This is a genomic window from Azospirillum terrae (assembly GCF_053470425.1).
This window is the reverse complement of the sequence record NZ_JBPXMR010000013.1, coordinates 77,528-102,624: the sequence shown is the minus strand read 5'-3', so window position 1 is coordinate 102,624 and position 25,097 is coordinate 77,528. Positions and strand designations below refer to the sequence as shown.

Here is a 25,097-nt window from a genome sequence, read left to right as displayed (position 1 = left end):
CAATTGATTGGTACGCTAATTATCGGTACACGGGAGGATAACGCCATGCACGGTATCGGGACCCTCGTCCGCCGCACGCTCGCGGCGCTCGCCATGGCCGGCGTGGCGCTCTCCGGCCCGGCGGCGGCGGAGGGAACGCTGCGCATCGCCGAGCAGTTCGGCATCGGCTATCTGCCGCTGCACGTCATGCGGCACCAGCAGCTCATCGAGAAGCAGGGCAAGGCCCAGGGCATCGACATCAAGGTCGAGTGGGCGCAGCTCTCCGGCGGGCCGGCGATGAACGACGCGCTGCTGTCGGACAGCATCGACATGGCCTCGGGCGGCGTCGGCCCGCTGCTGACGATCTGGGACCGCACCAAGGGCTCGGCCAACGTCAAGGCCATCGGCGCCCTGAACGCCATGCCGCTGTTCCTCACCACCAACAACCCGAACGTCAGGTCGATCAAGGACTTCACCGACAAGGACAAGATCGCCCTGCCGGCGGTGAAGGTGTCGGTGCAGGCCCGCACGCTGCAAATGGCGGCCGAGCAGGCCTTCGGCGACGGCAAGTTCGACGTGCTGGACAAGTTCACCGTGTCGCTGCCGCACCCCGACGCCACGGCGGCGCTGCTGTCCGGCGCGTCCGAGATCACTGCCCATCTGTCCAGCCCGCCCTACCAGTACCAGCAGTTGGAGAACCCGAAGATCCACAAGGTGTTCAGCTCGTACGACGTGCTGGGCGGGCCGCACACCTTCAACCTGATCTGGGCCAAGGAGTCCTTCCGCACCAAGAATCCCAAGACCTACGCCGCCTTCCTCGCCGCACTGCGCGAGGCCATGGCCCTCATCACCAAGGACCACGCCGCCGCCGCGCAAGCCTATCTGGCGATCAACAAGGGCGATTTGAGCAAGGACTTCGTCGAGAAGATCCTGAACGACCCCGACATCCAGTTCGGCGTGGCGCCGAAGAACATGGGCAAGTACGCCGACTTCATGCAGAAGGTCGGCGCCATCAAGAACAAGCCCGCCTCCTGGAAGGATTATTTCTTCGACGACGTGCACAACGAGGCCGGGAGCTGAGCGCATGCGCATCCTCGGCCGCAGCATGACCACCGAAACGGGGATGGCGACTCCGGTCACCTTCCCCGCCCCGCCCCGCGCGCTGCTCGACGTCTCCTGCGTCACCTTGCAGTACAAGACCCGCCAGCACCTCGTCACCGCCACCTACCGCGTCGATTTCCAGGTCTTCCCCGCGGAGCGCTTCGTGCTGCTGGGGCCGTCGGGCTGCGGCAAGTCCTCGCTCCTGAAGGCGGTGGGCGGCTTCCTGCCGCCGGTCGAAGGGACGATCCGCCTCAACGGCCGCGCGGTCACCGGGCCGGGGCCGGAGCGCATGATGGTGTTCCAGGAGTTCGACCAGCTGCCGCCGTGGAAGACGGTGAAGCAGAACGTCATGTTCCCGCTGCTCGCCAGCGGCAAGGCGACCCGGCGCGAGGCCGAGGACAAGGCGCTGGACTGCATCGCCAAGGTCAACCTGAGCAAGTTCGCCGACGCCTACCCGCACATGCTCTCCGGCGGCATGAAGCAGCGCGTCGCCATCGCGCGGGCCATGGCGATGGAGCCGGACATCCTGTTGATGGACGAGCCGTTCGCCGCCCTCGACGCGCTGACCCGGCGCAAGATGCAGGAGGAACTGCTGCAACTGTGGGACGACGTTCGCTTCACGGTGCTGTTCGTCACCCACTCCATCGAGGAAGCGCTGGTGGTCGGCACCCGCATCCTGGTGCTGTCGCCGCACCCCGGCCAAGCGAAGGCGGAGCTGAACTGCCACGGCTACGACCACCTCGCGGTCGGCAGCCCGGCGTTCCAGGAGTGCGCGACCCGCATCCACACCATGCTGTTCGCCGACCGCGTCGAGGAGAACGGAGCGCCCCGCCATGACTGACGCCGCGCTGCGCCGCGAACCGCGGGTCCGCCCCGAGTACGAGCGCATCGTCACCGACGCCGGGGTGATCGGCGATGTCGCCCGGCCGCTGTCGCCGTGGGAGCGCATCGCCAACGTCACCGCGTTGCGCCGGCTGGCGGTGCTGATCCTGGTCGCCCTGCTGTGGCAGGCGGCGGCGACGTGGCAGGACAACCCGCTGATGTTCCCGACCTTCACCGCCACCATGACGGCGTTCTGGGAGGCGGTGGCGCGCGAGAACCTGCTGTCCATGGCGTGGCTGTCCATCGCCACGCTGCTGAAGGGCTATGCGATCGGCATCGCGCTGGCGGTGGTGCTGACCACGCTGGCGGTCACCACGCGCATCGGCGACGATTTCCTCTCGACGTTGACCGCCATGTTCAACCCGCTGCCGGCCATCGCGCTGCTGCCCATTGCCATGCTGTGGTTCGGGCTCGGCGGGGCGAGCCTGACCTTCGTGCTGGTGCACGCGGTGCTGTGGCCGGTGGCGCTCAACACCCACGCGGGATTCACCTCCGTGTCGGACACGCTGCGCATGGCCGGGCGGAACTACGGGCTTGGGGGGCTGCGCTATGTGGTGCAGATCCTCATCCCGGCGGCGTTCCCATCGATCCTCACCGGCTTGAAGGTGGGCTGGGCGTTCGCGTGGCGCACCCTCATTGCCGCCGAGCTGGTGTTCGGCGTGTCGTCGGGCAAGGGCGGCCTGGGCTGGTTCATCTTCCAGAACCGCAACGAGCTGTACATCGACAAGGTGTTCGCCGGCCTGATCACCGTCATCCTCATCGGCCTGATCGTCGAGAACGTCGCCTTCCGCTGGATCGAGGCGCAGACCGTCCGCAAGTGGGGCATGGTGCGCTGATGGCAGACCTGATGGTAGACGTCTGGCGCGGTGAGCGGTTCGAGACCTTCCGCGTGCCGTTCCTGGAGAGCCAGACGGTGCTGGACGTGGTGACCTACATCCAGCGCCGGCTGGACCCGACGCTGTCCTACCGCTTCGCCTGCCGGGTGGGGATGTGCGGCTCGTGCGCCATGACGGTGAACGGTGTGCCGCGCTGGACTTGCCGCACGCACGTCTCCAAGGTCGCCAAGGGCGGCCGGCTGGAGATCCGCCCGTTGCGCAACATGCCCGTCATCAAGGATCTGGCCGTGGACATGGCCGGCTTCTTCGACAAGGGCCAGCAGGCCGGCGGGCGGTTCGTCCCCTCGTCGCCGGGATCGCCGGAGTTCGCCCGCGTCGACCCGGAAAGCCCGGAGCGCCGGGCGGCCAGCGCCGGCATCGAGTGCATCGGCTGCGGGGTTTGTTACTCCGCGTGCGACGTGGTGGCGGCCAACCCCGACTATCTCGGCCCAGCGGCGCTGAACCGCGCCTGGACGCTGGTCAACGACGTGCGCGACGGCGACCGCATGGGGCACTTGGCAGCGGTGGCCGACGACGCCGGCTGCCACGCCTGCCACAGCCAGGGAAGCTGTGCGCAGCACTGCCCCAACCACCTGAACCCCACAGCGGCGATTGCCGGCCTGAAGCGCGCGGTCGTCCGCGCGGTGCTGAAGGGGGAGCTGTGATGGGGTTGGACGACTGCCCGGCCCAGAACCCTCTCCCGCCCCGGGAGAGGGTGGCCGCGAAGCGGCCGGGTGAGGGTAAATCCAAGGATCCTCGCGCTACCCTCACCCTCCCACGCTCCGCGTGGGCCCCTCCCTCTCCCGGGGCGGGAGAGGGAAAAAGGCGCCGCCTGGAACTGCGCCTGTTCTTCGCCCAACGCCTCAGCGCCATGGTGCTCGCCCCGCTGGTGGTGCTGCACCTCGGCGTCATCCTCTACGCCGTCCGCGGGGGCTTGAGCGCCGCTGAGATCCTCGGCCGCACCAAGGGCAGCGTCCTGTGGGGCGGCATCTACGGCCTGTTCGTGCTGGCGGTCGCCGTGCACGGAGCCATCGGCCTGCGCACCGTCCTGCGGGAGTGGACCCGGCACCCCCGCCTCGCCGACGCCGCGGCTCTGCTGTTCGCCGCGCTGGCGCTCATCCTGGGCTTCCGCGCCGTGCTGGTGCTGACATGAGGGCCGCCGCGCACCGCAACCACCCGGCCTGGTGGGCCTTCCTGGCGCACCGCCTGTCTGGCCTCGCGCTGGCGCTGTTCCTGCCGGCGCATTTCCTGGTGCTGGCGCTCGCCGTCGAGGAAGCCTCCCTGAACGGCTTTCTCGCCTGGACCGAGCGCCCGCTGGTCAAATTGGCCGAGGCCGGTCTGGTCGGCCTGCTCGCCCTCCACATGGCCGGCGGCCTGCGCCTGCTCGCCCTGGAGTTCCTGCCCTGGAGCGACACCCAGAAGACCCGCATCGCGCTCGCCTTCGGCGCCGGGTTCGCCACCGCCCTGCTCTATCTGCTGATGGCCCGCCCATGACGACCTTGGAGCGCCTGGATACCGACATCCTGATCCTCGGCTCCGGCGGCGCCGGGCTGTTCGCGGCTCTGCACGCCCACAAGGCCACCCCCGACCTGCGCATCACCGTCGCCGTCAAGGGCCTGCTGGGCAAGTGCGGCTGCACCCGCATGGTGCAGGGCGGCTACAACGTGGCGCTCGACCCCAGGGACAGCCTCGAGCGCCACTTCATGGACACGGTCGAGGGCGGCAAGTGGCTGAACGATCAGGACCTCGCCTGGACCCTGGTGGTCAAGGCGGTCGAGCGCATCCACGAGCTGGAAAACGACCTCGGCTGCTTCTTCGACCGCAACCCGGACGGCACGCTGCACCAGAAGGCCTTCGCCGGCCAGACCTTCGACCGCACGGTGCACAAGGGCTCGCTGACCGGCATCGAGATCATCAACCGCTTGGCCGAGCAGGTCTGGGCACGCGGCATCGCCCGGCTGGAGGAGCACCGCGCCCTCGAACTGATCCCCTCCAAGGACGGAACCCGCCTCGCCGGGGTGCTGATGGTGGACATGCGCACCGGCGCCTTCCGGCTGGTCCGCGCCAAGGCGGTGCTGCTGGCGACCGGCGGCGGGCCGTCCATGTACCTCTACCACACGCCGTCCGGCGATAAGACCTGCGACGGCATGGCGATGGCCCTGCGCGCCGGCTTGGCCCTGCGCGATCTGGAGATGGTGCAGTTCCACCCCACCGGACTCGTCGCCGGCCCGGAGACCCGCATCACCGGCACCATCATCGAGGAGGGCCTGCGCGGCGCCGGAGGCCATTTGCTGGACGGCGACGGCAACCGCTTCATGCACAAGCACGACCCGCGCGGCGAGCGCGCCACCCGAGACATCGTCAGCCGCGGCATGTTCGAGGAGATGCGCCACGGCAGGACCGGCCCCAACGGCGGCCTCTACATCACCATGCGGCACCTGGACGCCGCCATGGTCCGCCGCGAGTTCAAGGGCATGGTGGACCGCTGCCGCGACGTCGGCTTCGACCTCGTCGGCGGGCTGGTCGAGGTGGTGCCGACCGCGCACTACATGATGGGCGGCGTGCCGTTCCGCACGGACACCTCCACCGACCTGCCCGCCCTGTTCGCGGCCGGCGAGGACACCGGCGGCGTGCACGGCGCCAACCGGCTGGGCGGCAACGGGGTGGCGAACTCCACGGTGTTCGGCGGCATCGCCGGCGACACCATGGCCCATTGGGTGCCGCGCGAGGGCGTGCTCGCCGAGCCCGACCACGCCGTGCTGGACGCCGCGCTGGACCGCACGCTGCGCCCCTTCGCCAAGCCGGCCGGCGACCTCAACGGCCTGCGCGAACGCCTCTACCGCCTGATGTGGGACGACGTCGGCATCGTCCGCGACGCCGAGGGACTGACCCGCGCAGCGCAAGCGCTGGACGACCTCACCGCCGAACTGGACGCCACCGGCCTCGCCGACAGCTCCCGCACGTTCAATCTCACGTGGCACGACTGGTTGAACCTGCACAACCAGATCCTGGTGAGCCGCGCCATCAGCGCCGCGGCAACGGCCCGAGAGGACTCGCGCGGCGCCCACTTCCGCGCCGACTTCCCGGAAACCGGCGACCTGAACGCCACCGAGAACACCTACGTCCGCCTGGACGGCGACCGCATCGCCGTGACCACCAGGCCCGTGCCCTTCACCCGCGTGCGTCCGGGCGAGACGCTGATCAAGGACTGAACCGCCATGTCCATTCCGATTTCCGTGGTGGAGGACACCGCCCTACAGCTCATGCGCCGCGCCGCCATCGAGATTCCCTCAGACTACCGCCAGGGCATCCGGGGCATGATGGAGCGCGAAGAGGACGAACTGAGTCGCTTCGTCCTCCAGGCCATGGTGGAGAACTGGGACGTCGCCGAGCAGGACCGCCGCGCCATGTGCGCCGATACCGGCCTGCCGCGCTACTACGTCAAGGCCGGCAACGAGGCGCGCGTCGAGGGCGGCTTCGTCGCCCTGGAACGGGCACTCCGCCGCGCCACCGCCACGGCGACGCACGCCATCCCGCTGCGCCCCAACCGCGTGCACCCGCTGTCGCGCAAGGACCACAACAACAACGTCGGCATCCTCGCCCCGGAGATCGAATACAGCTTCGAGCCGGACGCCGACTGGATCGACATCACCACCGTGCACAAGGGCGGGCTGTTCGGCACCGACTACCGCATGCTGTTCCCCGGCGACGGCATCGACGGGATCAAGCGCTTCTTCCTCGACGTGATGGTGCAGTTCGGCCGCCGCGGCCTCGCCTGCCAGCCGGCCATCGTCGGCATCGGGCTGGGCGGGTCCAAGGACACCTGCATGGTGATCGGCAAGCAGGCGGCGTGCCTGCGCACGGTCGGCGACCGCCACCCCGACCCGCAGGTGGCGGCGCTGGAACAGGAGTTGAAGGACCTCGGCAACAGCATCGGCATGGGTCCGATGGGCTTCGTCGGCAAGTCGATGGTCGTCGATTGCCATGTCGAGATCGCCTACACGCACACCGGCGGCATGCCCATGAGCGTGCACAGCTTCTGTCTGTCGTCGCGCCGCGCGGTGGCGCGCATCCACGCCGACGGCTCGGTCGAGCACCGCACCGACCCGCGCTGGTTCACCCCCCACCACCGCCGGGAGGGCGTGGAATGAAGGAAGTCCGCCTCACCGTTCCGGTCCGCGCGCAGGACCTCAAGGACCTGGAAGTCGGCACTGTCGTGTACCTCGACGGCGTGCTCTACACCGGCCGCGAGGGCCTCTACAAACGCATCCTCGACGAGGGGCACGCCCCGCCCGTCGATCTGGCGAGCGTCTCCAACGTCAACTTCCACTGCTCCCCCGCCGCGTCGGTCGCCGAGGACGGCACCGTCACCATGGGCGCCGTCACGGCGACCGCCAGCTTCCGTTTCTCGCACTGGCTCCAGCGCTGGCTCGACGTGTCGCAAGCCAAGCTCATCATCGGCAAGGGCGGCATGAGCGAGGCCGACTACCGCACCCACTTCGTGCCGCACGGCGCGGTGTACCTGACCACGGTCGGCTACGGCACCGGCGCGCTGCTGGGCCGCGGCATCAAGCGCGTGCGCGAGGTGCATTGGCTGAAGGAACTGGGCATCGCCCAGGCCATGTGGGTGCTGGAGGTGGAACGCTTCGGCCCCTTCCTGGTGGAGAGCGACCTCCAGGGCAACAGCCTGTTCGAGCGCATGGGCAAACAGGTCAACGCCAACCTGGAAGCGCTCTACGAGGGCCTGAAACAGCCGGCCCTGCGCCGCTACGGCGAGACGACCTCGCGCGACGACGAGGTGATTTGAATGACCAACCCAGGAGACCCCACCGTGCGCTTCGACGCCAACCTGACCACCGAGCGCCCGACCTTCGTCACGCACCTGGAGTGCTCCTACACCGGCGAACGCTACGAGGCCGACCGGGTGCACAACCTGTCCACGGCGGGCAAGCCGCTGCTGGTGCGCTACGACCTCGACGGTGTGCGCAAGGCGCTGACCAAGGACGCTCTGGCGGAGCGCCCGCAGGACCTCTGGCGTTACCGCGAGTTGCTGCCGGTGCGCCGTGTGGCCGACATCGTCAGCCTCGGCGAGGCGGTGACGCCGCTGGTACCCCTGCCCAAGCTGGCCGCGAAGCTCGGGGCGTCCGAGCTGCTGGTCAAGGACGAGGGCCGGCTGCCGACCGGGTCGTTCAAGGCGCGCGGGCTGGTGATGGCGGTGTCCATGGCGAAGGCGCTGGGCATTACGCGCATGGCGATGCCGACCAACGGCAACGCCGGGGCGGCGCTGGCCGCCTACGCCAGCCGGTGCGGCATCACGACCACCATCTTCTGCCCGGAGGACACGCCGGAGGTGAACGTCTCCGAGATCGAACTCCAGGGCGCCACGGTGTACCGGGTGAACGGCCTGATCGACGATTGCGGCAAGATCGTCGGCCAGGGCAAGGCCGAGACCGGCTGGTTCGACACCTCCACCCTCAAGGAGCCCTACCGTATCGAGGGCAAGAAGACCATGGGGCTGGAACTGGCCGAGCAGCTCGGCTGGGAGGTGCCGGACGTGATCTTCTACCCCACCGGCGGCGGTACCGGCCTGATCGGCATGTGGAAGGCCTTCGCCGAGCTGGAGGCCATCGGCTTCATCGGATCGAAGCGCCCGCGCATGGTGGCGGTGCAGGCCGCCGGCTGCGCGCCGATGGTGCGCGCCTGGGAAGCCGGCGAGGAGCACGCGCCGCGCTGGGAGGACGCGCACACCATCGCGTCGGGCATCCGCGTGCCGCAGGCGGTGGGCGACTTCCTGATCCTGCGCGCGGTGCGCGAGAGCGGCGGCTTCGCCATCGCGGTGCCGGACGACGCCATCCAGGCCGCGCTGAACGAGGCGGCGCGCGAGGAAGGCTTCCTGCTCTGCCCGGAGGGCGCGGCGACCTACGCGGCGTACAAGCAGGCGCTGGCGGACGGGCGGGTCGGCAAGGATGAGCGCGCGGTGCTGTTCAACTGCGCGACGGGGCTGAAATACCCGCTGCCGCCGGTGCACCGGACGCTGGACCGGACCAAGCCCATCGACTTTGCGGCGTTGTAAGGCTGCGCGAGCGTTGGGCCGTTGGCCCAACGCTCGCGCCTACCCCACAACCCTATTCCGCAACACCCCCTCCTCCAGGAACAGCCGCACCGTCTCCGCAGCGTTCCGCCGCATCTCCACGCCAGCCGCGTCGGAGTGAAAAGCGTTGTGCGGCGTAATCACCAGCCGCCCGGCCAGCCAGCCCTCCCGTGCCCGCCACGCGTCGAGCAGCGGATGCGCCCCCGGCGGCTCCGTCGGCAGCACATCCAGCCCCGCCGCCGCCAAGCGCCCGCTCCGCAACGCCGCCTCGACTCCGTCCAACCCGTCCAGCAGCTCGCCCCGCGCCGTGTTCACCAGAATGGCGCCGGCCCGGAACCGCTCCAGCCGCGCCGCGTCGATCATCCCGCGCGTCTGCGCCGTCAACGGGCAGTGCAGCGTCACGATGTCCGCCTGCCCCAGCAACTCGTCCAGGTGCCGCACGCGGGCGTAGCCGACCGCCTTCTCGTGCCCGGCGGGCTGGTGGGGATCGTACCCCAGCACCCGATACCCGAACGGTTTCAGCCGGTTGACCACCGCCGTGCCGATCCGCCCCACGCCCACCACCCCCACCGTCGCTACCGACGAGCGCAGCAGCGGCGACAGCGTGTTGGTCTGCCAGCGCATCGTGTAGCCGCGCGAGCGAGCATCGTGCTCCCACAGCCGGCGTTGCAGCGACAGGATCAGCGCCAGCGCGTGGTCGGCCACCTCCTCGGTGCCGTAGTCGGGATTGTTGGCGAAGGGAATGCCGGCCGCCGTCAGCGCTGACACATCCACCTTGTCGTACCCGACGCCGAACCGCACCACCGCCCCACAACGCGTCAGATGCCGGATGCTGCGCGCGGTGACCGGCACGCTCCACACCAGCAGCGCGTCGAGGCGTGCCAGCCGGGCCGGGTCCAGATCCTCCTCGCGCCGGACGTCGAGGAAATCGATCTCCACATCGGCCCCCAGCGCCTCCGCCTCCAGATCGAGCGGCGGCATCATGTGGTCGGTCACACCGACGGTCCAGCGCGCCATGCATCCTCCTCCCCGTCCGGCCAGTTTGCCCGGCAGATTGGTGACATTTTATCGGTATTAACCGCAAATGGTTTCCACTATCGGCCAATGGTGGTATCCATCGCGTGCTTCCTGCACCCGCGAGGCCGCCATGCCTGAGCCCCTGCCCGATCGATCCATTGCCCCCGCCGCCCGTTTGGTCTGCCGCTGCTGCGGCCTGCCCGTCCTGCGCGGCCAAGCGCACTGGGCCGGCGACCGCGAGGGCCATCCCTGGCATTACGCCTGCGCCGAGCAGTCCGGCCTCACCATGCCCTGGCGCCCGCTGCGCCCCGCGACCGCCTCAGAAGACCCACACCCGGTCGGCCGGGAACTCCAGCCAATGCCGGCCGGGCGCTAGCGCGCGGTCGCCGTAGGCGCGCACCTTCTGCGTTCCGCGGTGGAACAGGTACTCCCAGCGCTCGCCCAGATACATCGACGTCACCAGATCCGCCGCCAGCCGGTTCTCGCCGGGACCATCGGCCGCCCGCACGCACTCCAGCCGCACGATCCCCGTCGCAGCACCTCCCGGCGCGCCGTCACCTTGCAGGCGGCCCCACAGCAGCGGCTCACCCTCGCTCCGCCCCTCCACCGCCAAGCCCGCCCAGCCGCCCTCGCGCCGCTCGGCCAGCGTGCCGTCCAGGCGGTTGTTGGCGCCCATGAACTCCGCGGCGAACAAGGTCCTGGGCGCCCCGTACATCTCCTGCGGCGAGCCTTCCTGCTCCACCCTGCCGGCGTTCAGCAGCAGGATGCGGTCGGCGATGGCCATCGCCTCGACCTGATCGTGGGTGACGCACAGCGCCGACAGCCTGAGCGTGACGATCAGTTCGCGCAGCCACGCCCGCGCCTCCTCGCGCAGCTTGGCGTCGAGGTTGGACAGCGGCTCGTCCAGAAGGATCACCGGCGGGCTGTAGACCAGCGCGCGCGCCAGCGCCACGCGCTGCTGCTGCCCGCCCGAGAGCTGGTGCGGGAAGCGCCCGGCGTGCTGGCCGAGGCCGATCTGGCTCAGCACCTCCTCGACCCGCCCGCGCATCTCGTCGCGCCCCACCCCGCGCAGCTTCAGGCCATAGGCGACGTTGTCGAACACGGTGCGGTGCGGCCACAGCGCGTAGGACTGGAAGACCAGCCCGAGGTTGCGCTTCTCCGCCGGCAGGTCGACGCGGGCGTCGGCGTCGAACACCGGCTTGCCGCCCAGCGCGATGCGCCCGGAGAAGGGCTGCTCCAGCCCGGCCACCGCGCGCAGCAGCGTGGTCTTGCCGCTGCCGGACGGCCCCAGCAACGCCACCACCTGCCCGCGCTCCAGGCTCATGGAGACGCCCTTCAGGATCTCGACCCCGCCCAGGCGCAAGCGCAGGGCCTCGACGTTCAGCTCAGCCATGCAGGCGCACTCCCAGACGCAGGGCGGCCAGCAGGCCCGCCCCGACCATCGCGACGTTGATGACGGACAGCGCGGAGATCAGGTCGATATCCCCCGTCCCCCACAGGGACACGAGCAGCGAGCCGATCACCTCCGTCCCCGGCCCCAGCAGGTAGATGCCGGTGGAGTACTCGCGCACGAAGATCATGAAGATCAGCAGCCAGCTTCCCAGCATGCCGAAGCGGATCAGCGGAACGGTGATGTCCCGGTTGACCCGGTACGGCCCGGCGCCGACCACCCGCGCGCCCTCCTCCAGCTCCGGCGCCACTTGCAGCAGCGCCGTGGTGATGAGCCGCATGCCGTAGGCCAGCCATACCACCGTGTAGGCGATCCACACGCTGACCATGGTGCTTTTCAGCACCCCCAGCCCCGGCACGAACAGGAAGATCCACAGGATGGCGAGGCCGGCCATCAGCCCCGGCATGGCGCGCGGCACCAGCACCAGGAAATCCAGCACCCGCACCCACAGTGACGGCCAGCGGTGCGCCGCCAGCGCAATGGCCGTATAGCAGCCCACCGACACCGCCCCGCCGATGATGCCGACCCCCAGCGTGTTGAGGATGCCGCGCACGAGGTTCGGGTACTCCCACAGATCGCGGTAGTGGGCGAGCGTCAGCTGGTCCATCAGCGTCACCCCGCGCCCCCACGAACTGACCACCGAGCGCAACCCGATGCCGGCCAGCGGAATCACCACCGTGGCGATCAGCCACAGCGCCAGGATGCCCAGCGCCAGCCACTTCCAGCCGCCCAGCCTGAGCGGCGTCTGCCGCGCCCCCTTGCCCTTCATGGTGACGTACTTGCCGGCCTGCCGCAGCAGGCCGCGTTGCAGCATCACTAGCGGGAAGGTGACGAGCACCAGCGCCACCACCACCACGGCCATGAGCTGGTACGACGGCGTGCCCAGCAGATTGGTCAGCTTGTAGAGGTAGGTGGACATCACCAGAATGCCCTGCGGGTCGCCCAGCACCAGCGGCAGCCCGAACAGCTCGAAGCCGAGGAAGAACACCAGGACGCCGGAATACAGCAGCGCTGGCATCACCATGGGCAGGCTGACGTCGAGCGCCACCCGCCACGGCCCGGCGCCGCTGATGCGCGCCGCTTCCTCCATGTCCGACGACACGCCGCGCAACGCCGATGAGGCGTACAGGTAGACGTGCGGCACGTGCGTCAGCCCGGCCACCAGCACCAGCCCGGTGACCGAGTAGATGTTCCACGGCACAAAGCCGAACCACTCCTCCGCCGGCAGCGACAGGAACCCCACCGGCCCCGCCGCCACCACATAGCCAAAGGCCAGCACCACCGGCGACAGGAAGACCGGCAGCAACAGCAGCGGCTCCAGCCAGCGCCGCCCCGGCAGATCGGTGCGCACGACGAGGAACGCCAGCACCCCGCCCAGCGGCACGGCGATGGCGGTCATGCCGGTGGCTATCATCAGCGAGTTGAGGAACGCCGCATGGAAGTCCTCGTCGTTGAGGACGTAGTCGTACGCCGACAAGGTGAACTGCACCTTCGGCGTGAAGAACGGGTTGTCGAGAAAGCTCTGGTAAAAGACCAGCCCCAGGGGTGCGAGCACCACCAGGGCGGTCACCAGGATCACCGAAACGCGGGGCCAGGACGTGCGCATGGTCGGGGCCATAGTTGGGCGCGTCCTGTCACTTGCCCTGCATGGCCTGTTGCCATTGCTTGATGAAGGTCAGACGCTTGACCTGATCCAGGGTGGTCAGCAGCTCCGGCCCGACGCGGATCGGCTTCACCTTGTCGCCGAGCTTGGCGTTCACCGCCTTGGCGGTCGCCTCGCCCTCCACGTCGGCGCGGATCGAGAACAGCTCGGCCTGGTTGGCGATCAGCGTCTGGCCGCGCTTGGACAGCAGGTAGTCGAGGAAGACCTTGGCGGCGTTGGGATTCTTCGCCCCCTTGGGGACGAAGGCGACGCGCGACATCACCAGCGTGTAGTCCTGCGGGTAGACGATGCCGATGTTCGGGTCCTTCTTGGCGCGCGCCAGCGCGTAGGAACCGAAGATGTTGTAGCCGATCAGGTGCTCGCCCGAGGCCACCCGCTCCAGCATGGCGCCGGCCGAGGTGTAGAGCTTGATGCTCGTCTTCCCGAAGGCGCGGAACAGGTCGCGGGCTTCCGGCGAGACGGCGGCGTCCTGCGTCACGAACAGGTACCCGACACCCGAACGCTCGGGGTCGTAGGCGGTGACCTTGCCCTTGTACTCCGCCGTCTTGGTCTGGAGCAGCTTCGCCAGATCGGCGTGGGTCTTCGGCACGTCGGCCTCGGGCACCAGACGCTTGTTGTAGATGATGATGACCGGCTCGAACGTCGTGCCGAACGCCTCGTTCTTCCACACCGACCATTCCGGCAGCGCTGCCAGTTCCGGCGTCTGGTAGGCCTGGGCGTAACCGTCGTTGACCAGCTTGATCTGCAAGTCCATGGCCGATGACCACAGCACGTCCCCGGTTCCGGCGTTGGCCGCCGCTTCCGAGATGAAGCGGTTGTACAGCTCGGTCGAATTGAGGTCGTTGTATTCGACGGTGATGCCGGGGTGGATCACCTTGAAGTCATCCAGCAGCGGGCGCACCTGCGCCGCGTCGGTGGACGAGTAGACGACCACCTTGCCCTCCTTGTCGGCGGCGGCAAGCGTGTCCTTGTAGCCGGCCGGATAGCCCGCCGGCAGATCCTGCGCCAGGACCGGCACGGTCAGCGCGGTCAGGCCGGCGACCGCGGCGACGATCAGGCTCTTGCGCATGTCTCCCTCCCCATTTTTCTCGTTGGCCGGGTTCGTTGGCCGGGTTTTCCCTTGAACGACAAAGGTGGCACGCAACCGCGGACTTGACCAGCGCCGACACGGAGCGGCCGCCACATGAATGCGGCTCACCCGACGCGCAGAAAAGCCCGTTCGCCGGCTCCGCCCGCGCCGCTCTAGCATCGGCCCGGATGAACACGATCACCGGAGAGTCAACCAATGCCGCAAGTCGTTTTGTGCGAGGCCAGCGAGGGCATCGCCCTGCTCACCCTCAACCGGCCGGACAAGCTCAACGCGATCAGCTTCGCGGTGATCGATGCGCTGATGGCGCTGCTCGACACGCTGGAGCGTGACGTGCAGATCCGCGCCGTCATCCTCACCGGAGCCGGCGACCGGGCGTTCTCGGCGGGCGCCGACATCGCGGACTTCGCGCCGGTCGTCAAAGCCGGTCCCGAGGAAGCCCTGCGCGAGTTCGTCCGTCGTGGCCAGCGGATGACCGCGCGCCTGGAGACCTTCCCCAAGCCGATCATCGCCGCGGTCAACGGCCTCGCCTACGGCGGCGGCTGCGAGGTGACGGAAGCGGTGCCGCTGGCCGTCGCCAGCGAACAGGCCCGCTTCGCCAAGCCGGAGATCATGCTGGGCTTCCCGCCGCCCTTCGGCGGCACCCAGCGCCTGCCCCGGCTGGTCGGCCGCAAGCGCGGACTGGAGATGCTGCTGACCGGCGACTCCATCCCGGCGCAACAGGCGGCGGCCATCGGGCTGGTCAACCGGGTGGTGCCGCACGACCGCCTGCTGCCCGAGGCGCGGGCGCTGGCGCAGCGCATCATCGAGAAGTCGCCGCTGGCGGTGAGCGCCACTCTGGCCGCCGTCACCCGCGGCCTCAACGTGTCCATCGACGAGGGTTTGGCCATCGAGGCCAGCCAGTTCGCCCGCATGGTGCCGACCGCCGACATCCGCGAGGGTATCGACGCGTTCCTGGAAAAGCGCCGCCCCGCCTTCACCGGGCGGTAGCGCCTTTCATATGTTGCTGCCGACGTCCTGGTACTCGGCCGCGTCGCCCAGGCTCTGGTCCATGTCGATGCCCGGCACCATGCCCGAGCACCAGCCGACGATGCGCGCCGGCACGCCGGCCACCGTGGCGCAGGGCGGAACGTCCTTCAGGACCACGCTGCCTGCACCCACCTTGGCGCGGCGGCCGATCTCGATGTTGCCCAGCACCTTGGCGCCGGCCGACAGCAGCACGCCGTCGCGCACCTTGGGGTGGCGGTCGCCGTGCTCCTTGCCGGTGCCGCCGAGCGTGACGTTCTGGAGGATCGAAACGTCGTCGCCGATCACCGCGGTCTCGCCGACAACCACCCCCGTCCCGTGATCGATGAACACGCCGCGCCCGACCGGCACCGCCGGGTGGATGTCCACCGCGAAGACCTCCGACACCCGATTTTGCAGGAAGTGCGCGAGCGGCTGCCGCCCCTCGCCCCACAGCCAGTGCGCCACCCGGTGCCATTGCAGCGCGTGGAAGCCCTTGAAGTAGAGGAACGGCGTCAGCCAGCCATCCGACGCCGGGTCGCGCGCGACGATGGCCGCCAAGTCGGCGAACGCCGCGTCGAGGATCGCCGGGTCCGCCCGCATGGCCGCCCCCGCCAGTTCCTCCAGACGCTCCTGCCCGAGGTCCGGCCCCGCCAGCCGGCGCGCCAGCCACGCGCTCAGCGCGGCGCCCGGCCCGGCGTGGGCGAGCACCGCCGCCTCCATGACGCCGCGCAACATGTCCTCGCGCGCCGCCACCTCCGCCGCTTCGGTGCGCAGCCGGTCCCAGGCCTCCGCCTCGGATATCGTCGTGGTCAGCCCATCCATTCCGCTTGCCCGCCTGAACCCGCTTCGCGGCCATCCAAGGCCTGCGCGCCCCCTCAGTACAACCCGCCCGACCCCAGCGTCCCCGCCGGGGGCGGCGCCACCGGCGCGCCGAAGCTGGCGGACGGGGTGCTGCCGCCATAGCCGCCGCTCCCCATGCCCCCCGCCTGCCCCGATCCGTCGAGCACCGCGGGCGGCACGTCGGGGTTGGGTTCGGTGCCGGGCAGGAAGGCCTCCCAGATCGCCCGGCGATCACCCGGCTGGGCCAGCGTACCGGTTTCCGGGTTGACGCGCACCAGACGCACGCCGGGCGGCACGCGGAACGGCGTGGACGGCCGGTCCTTCAGCGCCACCTCCATGAAGTCCTTGAACACCGGCACCGCGGCCGAGCCGCCGGTCTCCTTCGGCCCCAGCGAGCGCGGCTGGTCGAAGCCGAGATACGTCCCGACCGCGAGATCGGGCGAGAAGCCCATGAACCACGCGTCGTTGCTGTCGTTGGTGGTGCCGGTCTTGCCGGCCAGAGGTTTGCCCAGCGCCGCCAGCTTGGCAGCCGTGCCGCGCTGCACCACGCCCTCCAGCATGGACACCATCTGGTAGACGGTGCGCGGGTCGGCGATGCGCTCGCGCGCGTCGGGCACCGACGGCGCCGGCAGGTTGGGCGCCCACGCCACGTCGCGGCAGGTGTCGCAGGGGCGGTTGTCGTGGCGGAAGATGGTCTTGCCGGTGCGGTCCTGCACCCGGTCGATGAAGGTCGGCACGATCCGGCGCCCGCCGTTGTCGAGCATGGCGTAGGCGGTGGTCAGGCGCACCACCGTCGTCTCGCCCGCCCCCAGGGAGTTGGGCAGGAACGGCTGGAAATTGTCGACGATGCCGAACTTCTCGGCGGTGGCCTTCACCTTGTCCATGCCGATGTACTTGGCGAGGCGCACGGTCATGACGTTGCGCGACTTCTCGATGCCGACGCGCAGCGGCGTCGGGCCGTAGAATTGGTGGCTGTAGTTTTCCGGCCGCCAGATCGGCTGCCCGCCGCCGGGGTCGTATTCGAACGGCGCGTCCATCACCAGCGACGACGGCGTGAACCCGTTGTCCAGCGCCGTCAGGTAGACGAACGGCTTGAACGACGAGCCCGGCTGCCGCAGCGCCTGGGTGGCGCGGTTGAAGGCGCTCATGTGCGGCGAGAAGCCGCCGACCATGGCGAGCACGCGGCCGGTGTGCGGATCGAGCGCGATGAAGCCGCCCTGCACCGCCGGGATCTGCCGCAGGCCGAAGCTGGCGGGCGGCAGGTCCTTGCCGCGATCGTCCTTGGCGACCGCCTCGACCAGCACCACGTCGCCCAGCTTCAGCACGTCGGATGGCCGGCGGATTTCGGGGCCGAGCAGTTCGTCCTCCTTCCAGGCGCGCGCCCACTTCAGCTCGCTCAGCGGGATGCGCCCGCGCGAGCCGTCGTTCAGGCCGATCTCCGTCCCCGTGGCGTCGTCGTCCTTCAGCACGACGGCGAGCCGCCACGCTTCGCCGCCCGGCGGCATGGGAATCGAGGCCAGCTTCTTGGCCCAGGTGTCGAAACTTTCCATGCGGGTGACCGGGCCGCGCCAGCCGTGCCGGCGGTCGTACTCGATCATCCCCTGGCGCATGGCGCGGGTCGCCACTTCCTGCAGTTTGGGGTCCATGGAGGCGCGCACGGTCAGCCCGCCCTCGTACAGCGCGTGCTCGCCATAAAGCTTGATCAGCTCGCGGCGGACCTCCTCGGCGAAGTATTCGGCGGTGACGTATTCGGTCTCGTCGCGGCGGCGGATGGCCAGCGGCTCGGCCTGGGCGGCGCGGGCCTCCTCGGGCGTGATGTGGCCGTCCTCGGCCATGCGGCCGATCACCCAGTTGCGCCGCGCGATGGCCGCGTCCTTCTGGCGCTCGGGGTGGTAGTTGCTGGGCGCCTTGGGCAAGGCCGCGAGGTAGGCGGCCTCGGCGATGGTCAGCTCGTCCAGCCCCTTGTTGAAGTAATTGAGCGCCGCCGCGGCGACGCCGTACGACCGGAACCCCAGGAAGATCTCGTTCAGGTACAGTTCGAGGATGCGATCCTTGGAAAAGGCGCGTTCGATGCGCACCGCCAGGATGGCTTCCTTGATCTTGCGGTTGAATGAGACTTCGCCGGACAGCAGCATGTTCTTGGCGACCTGCTGCGTGATGGTCGAGGCGCCGACCGGCCGGCGGTCGGAGCCCATGTTCTCCACGTTGGTCAGCACGGCGCGGACGATGCCCAGCGGGTCGATGCCCTTGTGCTGGTAGAAGCTCTTGTCCTCGGCCGACAGGAAGGCGCTGCTGACGCGCTTGGGGATGGCGTCTATCGGCACGAAGACGCGCTTTTCCGCCGCGAACTCGGCCAGCAGGCGGCCGTCGCCGGCGTACACGCGGGTGGTCACCGGCGGCTGGTAATTGGCCAGCTTCGTGTAGTCCGGCAGGTCGTGGTTGTAGTAATCGACCACCCACACCAAGGCGCCCGCTCCGGCGAGCGCCAGCATGAGCAGACCCATCAGAAGCGACAGCAGAAGACGCATATCCACAAACCCGGTTCGACACGGCGAGGCCCGGTCCGCACGGATCCGGGCTGAAGGCGCGCATCCTAGCACCCGGAGGCGGGAGGCGCCGACTCCTACGTTCGATTGGCAGGAAAATGTGACACCCGCAAGGCGCCTACGCCAAAGGGGTAGCGGTCATGCGCCGGGTGCGCCCCTCGGCTCTATCACAGTTTCTGCGGGCCGCTCAGCCACTTGAAGTACGAATCGACCGCCCGCGACACCCCGCGCGCCAGGCGTTCGCGGTGCTGCGGCGAGTTGAGCTGGCCGGCGTCCTGCGGGCTCGACAGGTAGCCCATTTCCACCAGCACCGACGGCACGTCGGGTGCGGTCAGCACGGCGAAGCCGGCCTGCCGGTGCGGCTTGCTGGGCAGCAGCGGAACGTCCCCGCGCACCGTCTCCAGGACCGTTTTGGCGAAGCGCTTGGAGTGGTTCATGGTGTCGCGCTGCGCCAGATCGATGAGGATGCTCGCCACCAGATCGCTCTCGGCCGACAGGTCGAGCCCGCCGATGGCGTCGGCGCGGTTCTCCTTGGCGGCCAGCATTTCCGCCTCGCGGTCGGAGGCCTTGTCGGACAGCGTGTAGATCGACAGGCCGCGCAGCGACGCCGTGCCGTGGCTGTCGGCGTGCAGCGAGACGAACAGGTCGGCGCCGACGTCGCGCGCCATGCCGACGCGCTCGCGCAGGCGGATGAACACGTCCTTGTCGCGGGTCAGCATCACCCGGTAGCGGCCGGTCGCCTCCAGTTGCCGGCGCAGTTCGCGCGCCACCGCCAGCGTGATGTCCTTCTCATGGAGCCCACCCACCCCGATCGCACCGGGGTCTTCGCCGCCATGGCCGGGATCGAGGACGATCAGCGGCTTTTCCGGCCCGCGCGACGGCGGCGGGGCGGGAGGAGCCGCGGGCACCGCCGCCGGAACGACGCGCGCCGGCTGTGGCGGCGGCGGAACGGCGGCGGGTGCCGGCTCCGGCCTCACCGGCGCGGGCTTGGCCACGGCGGCCGCGGCCGGCGGGGCCGTTTTGGCGAACGCCTCGGGCGTGGTGCGCGCGAGGTCCAGGACGAAGCGCGGGCGGTGGCCTTCCTTCGGCGGCAGCATGAAGGCTTCGCGCACCTGCGCCGGCCCGTTGGTCTCGAACACCAGACGCAGCCCGCCGGAGTCGCCGGGCGTGCGGATGTAACGCCGCACCAGCCCCTGGCCCGGAACCGGCGCCCCGGTGCCCGGCCACACCAGATCCGGCAGTTCGACGATGATGCGGTAGGGTTCGGCGGCGGCGCTGATGCGGAAGGTGACCGCGTCGCTCACTTCCAGGACGAAACGGGTCTTGTCGGGGTGCACGCCGAGCCGGGCGTCGACCACCGCCGGCCGGGGCGGCGGGGCGGGCAGCGACGCGGTGGTCTGGGCCACCTGGATCGGCGGGCCGGCAAGGGCGTCCCCGCCCGGCAGCCCGGTCGCGACCGCGGCTCCCAGCAGCATTCCCAACGCGACCACCGGCGCGAGTATTCGCCGCATACCATCCACCGGAAACGGACTCCGACCAGTCACCGCCTACCTATAGCTTAGGCGAATCAACGCCTTCAACGGCAATGGTAAGACGGCGGCTCAATTGTTCGGGACTGTGACTTTCGCGCCAGGGCAGCCCCGGAAGGGGGGTGTACGCCTGCGGCCGGCCGGCGTGCGCCGGCCGAACGCGTCGCCGAATTCGCCGGTTGTGCAAGCAAGTTTGCTTGTCTATGGTGTCAGGTGCGACATACCGAGGTCCGCCCGTTTCCCTCTCCGGGAGCGGCGGCGTCGCGCTCGGAGGGAGTTCGGCCGTGCATAGCTTTCGGTCGCGTTCCGGTGCGTGACGCTGACGGATTTACCGGTAAATGAGGAGAAACCTTGAAGCTGGCTTCGGCCGAAAGGCTGGAGCCCGGATGCTGGGCTCGACCCGTCCTGGCTGCTCCCACGAGCGCCGTTCGACGATCCGTTGAGTAGGCTCCGAACGCTTCGCACACAGCGATGACGCTGCCTGATGCGCCTGTTTGGTCGCGCGGGTGCACCGGTTGCGTCATGGGGACAATGAATGGCCAAGCGAATGCTTGTGGACGCCACGCATCCGGAGGAAACCCGGGTCGTCGTGGTCAACGGGAACCGGCTCGAAGAACTCGACTTCGAAATCGCCACCCGGAAACAGCTCAAGGGCAACATTTATCTTGCCAAGGTGACGCGCGTCGAGCCGTCCCTGCAAGCGGCCTTTGTCGAGTACGGCGGCAACCGCCACGGCTTCCTGGCCTTCTCGGAAATCCATCCCGATTATTACCGCATTCCGGTCGCCGACCGTGAGGCGCTGATCGCCGAGGAGGAGCGCCGCTACCGTGAGGACGAGCGCGACGCCGAGGCCAGCGAGCGCGGGCGCCGCGGGCGCCGGGCCATGGCCGAAGCCGCCCAGCCCTCGGAGACGATCGAGCACGTCGAGCACGTATCGCCCATGCCCTCCCCCATCGAGCCCCCGAGCGAGGCGGATGAGGAGAATGGCGGCGCGTACACGTACACCGAAGCCGAGACGTACACCCCCGGAAACGGCGCGGAATCGAACGGCGAACACGCCGAAGAGCACGCTGCCGACGAGAACGACCACGCCGAGCACGGCCACGGCGGCAACGGCCTCGAGCCCGCCGAAGCCGCGGCCACCGCGGAGAACTTCGACGTCGTCGGCGGCGACGAGGTGGAGGACGCGAACCGCCGCCGCCCCCGCCCGCTGCGCAGCTACAAGATCCAGGAAGTGATCAAGCGCCGGCAGATCATGCTGGTGCAGGTCACCAAGGAGGAGCGCGGCAACAAGGGCGCGGCGCTGACCACGTACCTGTCGCTGCCCGGCCGCTATTGCGTGCTGATGCCCAACACCGGGCGCGGCGGCGGCATCAGCCGCAAGATCACCAACCCGGCCGACCGCAAGCGCCTGAAGGAGATGCTCTCCGATCTGGACATTCCGGACGGCATGGCGGTCATCCTGCGCACGGCGGGCCTCGAGCGTTCGAAGCCGGAAATCAAGCGCGACCTCGAGTATTTGCTGCGCCTGTGGGACGACATCCGCGAGCAGACGCTCAGCTCCACCGCCCCGGCGCTGATCTATGAGGAAGCCAACCTCATCAAGCGCTCGATCCGCGACATCTACTCCAACGACATCGACGAGATCTGGGTCGAGGGCGACGCCGGCTACCGCACTGCCAAGGACTTCATGCGGATGCTGATGCCGAGCCACGCCAAGCGCGTGCAGCCCTACCGCGAGGAGGAGATCCCGCTGTTCCACCGCTATCAGGTGGAACCGCAAATCGACGCCATCCATACGCCGGTGGTGCACCTGAAGTCGGGCGGCTACATCGTCATCAACCCGACCGAGGCGCTGGTCGCCATCGACGTCAACTCGGGCAAGTCGACGCGCGAGCGCAACATCGAGGAGACGGCGTACAAGACCAACCTGGAGGCCGCCGACGAGGTGGCCCGCCAGTTGCGCCTGCGCGACCTCGCCGGCCTCATCGTGATCGATTTCATCGACATGGAGGACGCGAAGAACAACGCGTCGGTCGAGCGCCGCGTCAAGGAGGCGATGAAGAACGACCGGGCGCGCATCCAGCTCGGCCGCATCTCGCCGTTCGGCCTCCTGGAACTGTCGCGCCAGCGCCTGCGCCCGTCGCTGCTGGAGACCAACTTCGAGCGTTGCCCGCACTGCACCGGCACCGGCGTCGTGCGCTCGGTCGAATCGGCCTCGCTGCACGTCCTGCGCCACATCGAGGAGGAGGGCATCCGCAAGCGCTCCGCCGAGATCACGGTGTCCGTGCCGACCTCGATCGCGCTGTACATCCTCAACCAGAAGCGCACGGACCTCGCCCGCATCGAGACCAAGTACGGTTTCCGCGTGCTGGTGCTGGCCGACGACACGCTGATCGCCCCCGACCTGCGGCTTGAGCGCATCAAGGCCAAGCAGCCGGGTGAAGAGGGCGGTCCGCTGGTCAGCGCCGACCGCATCATGGCCGAGACCGACCGCGTGCTCGCCGCCGAGGCGGACCGCGACGACGAGGTCGAGGACGAGGCGGAGGAGACCGAAGCCGAGACCGAGGCGGAAGCCGCCGAACGCCCGGCCGACGCCGCGGAATCGGCCGAGTCCGCCGAAGCCGGCGAGCGCCGCCGCCGCCGCCGCCGCCGCCGCCGTGGCCGCAACGACCGTGACATGGCCGAGCAGCGTCCGGACGCCGCCGGCCCATCGCTCGAGGCCGAGTCCTCCGATCAGGAGGACGAGGAGGCCGAAGGCGAAGACGACGCTGAAGGCGATGACGCCGAGGAGGGTGTCGAGGCCGGCGAGCGTGGCGAGAACGGCGACAGCCGGAAGAAGCGCCGCCGCGGCAAGCGCGGTGGCCGCCGCCGGTCGCGCCAGCGCGAGCTGGAGACGGCCGAGGGTGCGGAAAACGCCGAGGCCGGCGCCCAGGGCGACGATGCCCCGGCCGCCGAGGCTCCCGCGCCGGCCGCCCCTGCGCCGAAGCCGCGCGTGCGCGCCATCGTGCCGCCGAAGCCGGTGCCGCCGGCCCCGGCGCTGGAGCCCATCGACTTCGACTGGATCCTCACCGGCGAGGAGCCGCCTCCGGCCGAGACGCTGGCGGAAGAGGCTCCCGTTGCGGAAGTCGTCGCCGAGGCCCCGGCCGCGGCGGCACCGGAAGCGGCGGCGGACACCGCCGTCGAGGCCAAGCCGAAGAAACGCCCCTCGCGCAAAAAGGCGGCCGAGCCTGTCGAAGCACCGGCAGCCGAAGCCGCCCCGGAAGCGCCTGCGCGCAAGACGCGCTCGCGCAAGAAGGCGGCGGAACCGGTTGCCGAGCCGGCGGCTCCCGCCGTCGTCGAGGAGGTCAAGCCGAAGAAGCGCCCGTCCCGCAAGAAGGCCGCCGAGCCCGCCGAAGCGGCGCCGGTCGCGCTGAGTGAGCCTGTCGCCGAGCCGGCCGCCACGCCGGTCGTTGAGGAGGTTGCCGTCGCCGCTCCCGAAGCGGTGCCGGAAGCCGCCCCCGAGCCGAAGCCGGCTGAAACCGCGGCGGCCGATGCCGCCCCGGAGAAGCCCAAGCGCGGCGGCTGGTGGAACCGGCTGATGTCCTGACGGACAGGCCCATGAACGAGAAAAGGCGCCTCACCGAGGCGCCTTTTCTTTTGGGTGAACCTTGGCCGTCCCCCTACAATAGCCCCCGCCCCTCCAGATCGGCGCGCAGCTTTGCGGCACCGCTGAAATGGTGGGTGGTCATGCCCAGGCTCTCGGCGACGGCGACGTTCCCGGCCAGATCGTCAATGTACAGCACCCCCGAGGGATCAAGGCCGTAGCGTTCCAGCAGCAAGCGCCAGATCGCCGGGTCCGGCTTGACCAGCCCGACCTCGCCCGACACCACCACGCCGTCGAACAGGTCGAAGGACGCAAAGCGCTGCCGCGCTTCCAGGTACTTCTCGCGCGAGAAGTTGCTGAGCGCGTAGAGCGGCACGCCGCGCTCCTTCAACTCGGTCAGGATCTCGGCCGAGCCGGGGATTTCCCCCACCACCATGTCCTGCCAGCGCTCGTGGTAGGCGCGGATCAACTCCGAACACTCCGGGTATTCGGCCGCCAGCACCGCCACCGCCTCGTCCCACGGCCGGCCGCGGTCCTGCTCCAGGTTCCAGGCCGGCGTGCAGACGTTGTCCAGGAAGTGCTCCATCAGCGCGTCCTGGTCGTCGAAGTACTGGCGGTAGAGGTGCCGCGGGTCCCACTCGATCAGGACGTTGCCGATGTCGAAGACAACCGTGTGGACGCTCATCCCTTGCGGGCCTCGGCGACCAGCTTCTTCATGTCGTCCAGCTTGATGGCGCCGGGCACGATGCGCTCGCCCACCACGAATCCCGGCGTGCCGCGGATGCCCAACTGCTCGGCCAGGGCAATGTTGGCGCCGATGACCTGCTGCACCTCGGGCGACTCCATGTCCTTCTTCAACCGCTCGGTGTCGAGCCCGACCGACGACGCCAGCTTGAGGATCGTTGCTTCGTCCAACTGGCCGCGGTTGGCCATCAGCACGGTGTGGTACGCCTCGTACTTGCCCTGGGCGCGCGACGCCAGCGCCGCCTTGGACGCCGTCACCGACGCCGGGCCGAGGATCGGCAGCTCCTTGAAGACGAAGCGCAGCTTGCCGTCGTCCTTGATCAGGCGCTGCACGTCCGCCTGCACCGACTTGCAATAGCCGCACTGGTAGTCGAAGAACTCGACCAGCGTGACGTCGCCCTTCGGGTTACCGGCGACCGGCGACGCCGGGTCGTTGAACAGCTTGTCCTTGCTCTGGGCGAGCCCCTGCTTGGCCTTACGCTCCTCTTCGGCGCGCTCGCGCCTTTGCAGCTCGTCGATGGCCTCGACGATGACTTCCGGGTGCTGGAGCAGATAGTCCCGCACGATCTGTTCGATGGCCTGACGCTGCTCGGCGGGGACGCTCTGGGCCTGCGCGGCCGGCGACAGGACGGCCATCGCCACCGCAGTGGCGGCGAGGAAGGCGGGACGGATGCTGAACATGGGACGAAGAACCTCCGG

Annotated in this window: 21 protein-coding genes; 12 read left to right on the top strand and 9 right to left on the bottom strand. The window is 69.5% G+C overall.

The annotated features are described in order from the left end of the window. Nucleotides 1-45: 45 nt before the first annotated feature. Genes ACSVDD_RS24510 through ACSVDD_RS24465 form a run of 10 tightly spaced genes read left to right on the top strand, consistent with a single transcriptional unit; the run spans nt 46 to nt 8,910 of the window. Nucleotides 46-1,059: an ABC transporter substrate-binding protein gene (locus ACSVDD_RS24510; protein WP_448192036.1), complete on the top strand. Its 1,014-nt coding sequence runs from the start codon at nt 46-48 to the stop codon at nt 1,057-1,059. Between the two features lie 4 nt (nt 1,060-1,063). Then, nucleotides 1,064-1,921 carry an ABC transporter ATP-binding protein gene (locus ACSVDD_RS24505; protein ID WP_448192035.1) on the top strand — a complete coding sequence of 286 codons (858 nt, stop codon included), beginning with the start codon at nt 1,064-1,066 and terminating at the stop codon, nt 1,919-1,921. Next, nucleotides 1,914-2,798, top strand: coding sequence for an ABC transporter permease (locus tag ACSVDD_RS24500; protein WP_448192034.1), 885 nt, complete (start codon nt 1,914-1,916; stop codon nt 2,796-2,798). Before ACSVDD_RS24505 ends, ACSVDD_RS24500 begins: the two co-directional genes overlap by 8 nt. Then, nucleotides 2,798-3,502, top strand: a complete 705-nt coding sequence (locus tag ACSVDD_RS24495) for a succinate dehydrogenase/fumarate reductase iron-sulfur subunit (protein ID WP_448192033.1) — start codon at nt 2,798-2,800, stop codon at nt 3,500-3,502. The genes ACSVDD_RS24500 and ACSVDD_RS24495 overlap by 1 nt, the downstream gene beginning before the upstream one ends. Then, nucleotides 3,502-3,990 carry a succinate dehydrogenase, hydrophobic membrane anchor protein gene (locus ACSVDD_RS24490; protein ID WP_448192032.1) on the top strand — a complete coding sequence of 163 codons (489 nt, stop codon included), beginning with the start codon at nt 3,502-3,504 and terminating at the stop codon, nt 3,988-3,990. The genes ACSVDD_RS24495 and ACSVDD_RS24490 overlap by 1 nt, the downstream gene beginning before the upstream one ends. After that, a complete protein-coding gene (locus tag ACSVDD_RS24485) occupies nt 3,987-4,331 on the top strand; it encodes a succinate dehydrogenase/fumarate reductase transmembrane subunit (protein ID WP_448192031.1) in 345 nt (114 codons plus the stop codon). The genes ACSVDD_RS24490 and ACSVDD_RS24485 overlap by 4 nt, the downstream gene beginning before the upstream one ends. After that, nucleotides 4,328-6,049, top strand: a complete 1,722-nt coding sequence (locus tag ACSVDD_RS24480) for an L-aspartate oxidase (RefSeq protein ID WP_448192030.1) — start codon at nt 4,328-4,330, stop codon at nt 6,047-6,049. Before ACSVDD_RS24485 ends, ACSVDD_RS24480 begins: the two co-directional genes overlap by 4 nt. Nucleotides 6,050-6,055: 6 nt before the next feature. Then, nucleotides 6,056-6,988, top strand: coding sequence for a fumarate hydratase (locus ACSVDD_RS24475; protein ID WP_448192029.1), 933 nt, complete (start codon nt 6,056-6,058; stop codon nt 6,986-6,988). After that, the gene (locus ACSVDD_RS24470) at nt 6,985-7,644 is read left to right on the top strand and encodes a fumarate hydratase C-terminal domain-containing protein (protein WP_448192028.1); all 660 of its coding nucleotides are present in this window, start codon (nt 6,985-6,987) and stop codon (nt 7,642-7,644) included. Before ACSVDD_RS24475 ends, ACSVDD_RS24470 begins: the two co-directional genes overlap by 4 nt. After that, on the top strand, nt 7,645-8,910 hold the full coding sequence (locus ACSVDD_RS24465; protein WP_448192027.1) for a threonine synthase: 1,266 nt from the start codon (nt 7,645-7,647) through the stop codon (nt 8,908-8,910). It begins immediately after the preceding gene. Nucleotides 8,911-8,949: 39 nt separating this feature from the next. Here the strand turns inward: ACSVDD_RS24465 and ACSVDD_RS24460 are convergent, their stop codons facing one another. The 4 genes from ACSVDD_RS24460 to ACSVDD_RS24445 all read right to left on the bottom strand — a co-directional run bounded on the left by ACSVDD_RS24460 (nt 8,950) and on the right by ACSVDD_RS24445 (nt 14,127). Continuing rightward, nucleotides 8,950-9,945, bottom strand: coding sequence for a C-terminal binding protein (locus ACSVDD_RS24460; RefSeq protein ID WP_448192026.1), 996 nt, complete (start codon nt 9,943-9,945; stop codon nt 8,950-8,952). A gap of 319 nt (nt 9,946-10,264) precedes the next feature. Then, the gene (locus ACSVDD_RS24455) at nt 10,265-11,338 is read right to left on the bottom strand and encodes an ABC transporter ATP-binding protein (RefSeq protein ID WP_448192025.1); all 1,074 of its coding nucleotides are present in this window, start codon (nt 11,336-11,338) and stop codon (nt 10,265-10,267) included. Further along, nucleotides 11,331-13,013, bottom strand: a complete 1,683-nt coding sequence (locus ACSVDD_RS24450) for an ABC transporter permease (RefSeq protein WP_448192024.1) — start codon at nt 13,011-13,013, stop codon at nt 11,331-11,333. The genes ACSVDD_RS24455 and ACSVDD_RS24450 overlap by 8 nt, the downstream gene beginning before the upstream one ends. A gap of 16 nt (nt 13,014-13,029) precedes the next feature. Beyond that, nucleotides 13,030-14,127 (bottom strand): ABC transporter substrate-binding protein, encoded by a 1,098-nt coding sequence (locus tag ACSVDD_RS24445; RefSeq protein ID WP_448192023.1) that lies wholly within the window; start codon nt 14,125-14,127, stop codon nt 13,030-13,032. Nucleotides 14,128-14,343: 216 nt separating this feature from the next. Between ACSVDD_RS24445 and ACSVDD_RS24440 the strand changes: the two genes are divergently transcribed. Continuing rightward, nucleotides 14,344-15,135 carry a crotonase/enoyl-CoA hydratase family protein gene (locus ACSVDD_RS24440; protein WP_448192022.1) on the top strand — a complete coding sequence of 264 codons (792 nt, stop codon included), beginning with the start codon at nt 14,344-14,346 and terminating at the stop codon, nt 15,133-15,135. Between the two features lie 6 nt (nt 15,136-15,141). Here the strand turns inward: ACSVDD_RS24440 and cysE are convergent, their stop codons facing one another. The 3 genes from cysE to ACSVDD_RS24425 form a co-directional block, all read right to left on the bottom strand. After that, nucleotides 15,142-15,975, bottom strand: coding sequence for a serine O-acetyltransferase (gene cysE / locus ACSVDD_RS24435; RefSeq protein WP_448192021.1), 834 nt, complete (start codon nt 15,973-15,975; stop codon nt 15,142-15,144). A 53-nt stretch (nt 15,976-16,028) separates the two neighbouring features. Next, on the bottom strand, nt 16,029-18,521 hold the full coding sequence (locus ACSVDD_RS24430) for a penicillin-binding protein 1A (RefSeq protein WP_448192020.1): 2,493 nt from the start codon (nt 18,519-18,521) through the stop codon (nt 16,029-16,031). A 185-nt stretch (nt 18,522-18,706) separates the two neighbouring features. Next, nucleotides 18,707-20,050: an N-acetylmuramoyl-L-alanine amidase gene (locus ACSVDD_RS24425; protein ID WP_448192019.1), complete on the bottom strand. Its 1,344-nt coding sequence runs from the start codon at nt 20,048-20,050 to the stop codon at nt 18,707-18,709. 553 nt (nt 20,051-20,603) lie between these two features. On the opposite strand from ACSVDD_RS24425, the gene ACSVDD_RS24420 reads away from it, so the two are divergent. Then, nucleotides 20,604-23,657, top strand: coding sequence for an Rne/Rng family ribonuclease (locus ACSVDD_RS24420; protein ID WP_448192018.1), 3,054 nt, complete (start codon nt 20,604-20,606; stop codon nt 23,655-23,657). A 73-nt stretch (nt 23,658-23,730) separates the two neighbouring features. On the opposite strand, the gene ACSVDD_RS24415 is transcribed toward ACSVDD_RS24420, so the two are convergent. Beyond that, on the bottom strand, nt 23,731-24,339 hold the full coding sequence (locus tag ACSVDD_RS24415; RefSeq protein ID WP_448192017.1) for an HAD family hydrolase: 609 nt from the start codon (nt 24,337-24,339) through the stop codon (nt 23,731-23,733). Beyond that, nucleotides 24,336-25,079, bottom strand: coding sequence for a DsbA family protein (locus ACSVDD_RS24410; RefSeq protein WP_448192016.1), 744 nt, complete (start codon nt 25,077-25,079; stop codon nt 24,336-24,338). Before ACSVDD_RS24410 ends, ACSVDD_RS24415 begins: the two co-directional genes overlap by 4 nt. Between the last annotated feature and the right edge of the window lie 18 nt (nt 25,080-25,097).